Source organism: Terrisporobacter muris (assembly GCF_024621905.1).
Lineage (GTDB): Bacteria > Bacillota > Clostridia > Peptostreptococcales > Peptostreptococcaceae > Terrisporobacter > Terrisporobacter muris.
The window spans coordinates 1-2794 of record NZ_JANKBY010000402.1; the positions used below are offsets into that span (position 1 = coordinate 1).

At 28.0% G+C, this 2794-nt stretch carries 2 protein-coding genes; both read left to right on the top strand.

The window, feature by feature from the left end:
* Window positions 1-18 precede the first annotated feature (18 nt).
* The gene (locus NSA58_RS18390; protein WP_257560810.1) at window positions 19-1266 is read left to right on the top strand and encodes an MFS transporter; all 1248 of its coding nucleotides are present in this window, start codon (window positions 19-21) and stop codon (window positions 1264-1266) included.
* Window positions 1267-1277: 11 nt separating this feature from the next.
* Window positions 1278-2585 (top strand): alkaline phosphatase family protein, encoded by a 1308-nt coding sequence (locus NSA58_RS18395; protein ID WP_257560811.1) that lies wholly within the window; start codon window positions 1278-1280, stop codon window positions 2583-2585.
* Window positions 2586-2794 lie beyond the last annotated feature (209 nt).

Sequence of the window (2794 nt, forward strand, 5' to 3'; positions counted from 1 at the left end):
TGAAGAGGAAAATGATTTATGAAGTCTAAAAGAAAAATTAAGAAAAAAATTATATTTTTAATTTTAACAATGGCTACAGGAGTAGTATATAAACTACCTTATATACAAGATGTATTTTATGTTTCTATACAAGAAAGCTTGAATTTAAGCCATACTCAATTAGGCAATATATTGTCTATGGCGGGTTTATTTAGCACATTTGGATTTCTTTTATCAATATATTTTATAGATAGAATATCTAAAAGGATATTAATACCTTGCGCGCTTATAGGTGTTGGATTTACGGGTATATATTTATATACTTTACCAAGTTATTATGGACTTATGTTTATATGGGTTTTATTTGCTTTATTTAGTGATATGGTTTATTGGCCAGTATTGGTAAAAAGCGTAAACGAACTTGGAAATGATGATGAACAAGGGCGTATATTTGGATTTTTTGAAGCTGGAAGAGGTTTATTTGATACATTAATAGTATTTATAGCTCTATCTATATTTTCTATATATGGCTCAATTAAATATGTAATTTTATTTTATTCAATTACTTGTATATTAATGGGAGTTCTAGCTTTCATCTTATTAGATAAAGATGAAAAAGTTAATGCAAAAGAGAATAAAAAAAAGATGAGCTTTCCAATAGAAGTTATTAAAGTAAAAGAAGTATGGTTAATTTCAGGAAACATATTCTGTGCATATGCTATTTATTGCGGATTAACCTATATGATGCCTTTTTTACAAAATACATTCGGAATAGGTGTAGTAGTGATAGGTATTTATGGGACGGTAAATCAATATGGAATTAAGATGATGGCAGGTCCTTTAGGAGGATACTTAGCGGATAAGAAGTTTAAATCAACATCTAGATATTTTTGTTTTTGTTTTAAATTAATAATAATTGCAAATATAATTATGATTTTATTAGCAAAATCAAAAATTAGTATCATAGTAGGCTTTGTTTTTGTCATAGTATTTTCTATTTTGGTCAATTCTATGAAAGCGTTATTATTTGCACCGATGCAAGAAGCTGGAATATCTGAAGAATTATCAGGTGCAGCCATATCATTGTCTAGTTTTATTGGATACTCGCCATTGATATTTTGCTATTCTTTATATGGAAGCATCTTAGATAAATTTAATGGACTATTAGGGTATAGAATATTGTTTATTATATTAATAGTATTTGGAATAATAGGTCTTATAATTAATAAGAAGTTAAGAGAAATAACTGTAACTAATAAATTAAATGAAGATAAAAAAGTAAGTTAAGGAGAATGAAAATGAATAATAAACCAAGCGTTTTATTAATATCAATAGATGCTCTAAAACCAGAGTTTGTATTTGAATCAGAAAAAATAGGAGTTAATCTTCCTAATATAAAAAAATATTTTGTAGAAAATGGAACTTATGCATCAAAGGGTGTTAAAAGTGTATTTCCTACTTTTACTTATACATGTCATCACTCTATAATTACAGGAACTTATCCTGTAACACATGGAGTGCATACTAACAAGGTGTTTGATCCAACAGGAAAACATATGGATGCATGGAACTGGTATGTAAGTGAGGATGCTAAAAATTTATGGGAATGTGCAAAGGAAAATGGATATATATCTTCTAGTGTAGGATTTCCAGTATCTGTTGGAGCAAAATCAGACTACCATATACCAGAAATTTGGAGAGATGGAAGTCATCTTGATAGAAAACTAATAGATGCCGTAAGTAGACCACAAGGTATGGTTAGAGAAATGGAAAAAGAAATAGGAAGATTTGCAGGTGGAACAGATTTAACTATTGAGGGTGATACTATAAGACAAAAAGCTGCTTTATGGATATTAGATAACAAAATAAAAAAACACTTAGAAGAAAAACCATTCTTTATGTCATGCTATTATGCAGCTTATGATGAGACAGCTCATATAAATGGAGTATATAGTAGAGAAGCTATAGAGGATCTTGAAAAAATAGATGCATTAGTTGGAGAATTAATAGAAAAAGCACATGAAATGACTAATAATAATGTGGTAGTATGTGTAGTTTCAGATCACGGAACTATAGATAACAAATACGATATAAAACCTAATATAATATTTGTTAAGAATAATTTAATAGAAATTGATACAAATGGCAAATTAATTAATTGGGATGTATGGTGTCAACGTTCTGGAGGAACAGGACAAATAAGATTAAGAGATAAAGAAAATCAAGAAATAAAATCTAAAGTAGAAGCAGTGCTAAAGGAACTTCTAGAAGATGAAAATAGTGGTATTAGTGAAGTAATAACAGGTGAAGAAGCTAAAGAAATTAGAAGAGGATTCCCTGATGCTGATTACGTTATAATATCTAAACCAGGATATGAAGTAAGGGAAGATACTTTAGGTGAATATTTAGATAGTAATACAGCTCAAAAGGCTCAACATGGATATTGTGAAAACTTAAAAGATATGAGAGCATCATTCTACATTGAAGGAATAAATATAGAAAAAAATAGAGATATAGAAGAATTAAGATTAGTTGATATTGCACCAACATTAGCAAAAATTATGGGATTTGAAATACTTACATGTGAAGGTAAAAATATTTTATAAGTTAATATTCGACAATGATACTATAAAGAAGGGCTATTATAAATAGTCCTTCTTTATTTTTATATAAAAAAAGGCTTCTATTTATGGGGGAAAATAGAAGCCTAAATGGGGGAGATTGAGTATGTTTGATTTTATAGTACTAGTTTTTCCAAAACAAATTACTTTATACATAAAATTCAAAACAATTTAATAATTTTAAATAAAAAAGA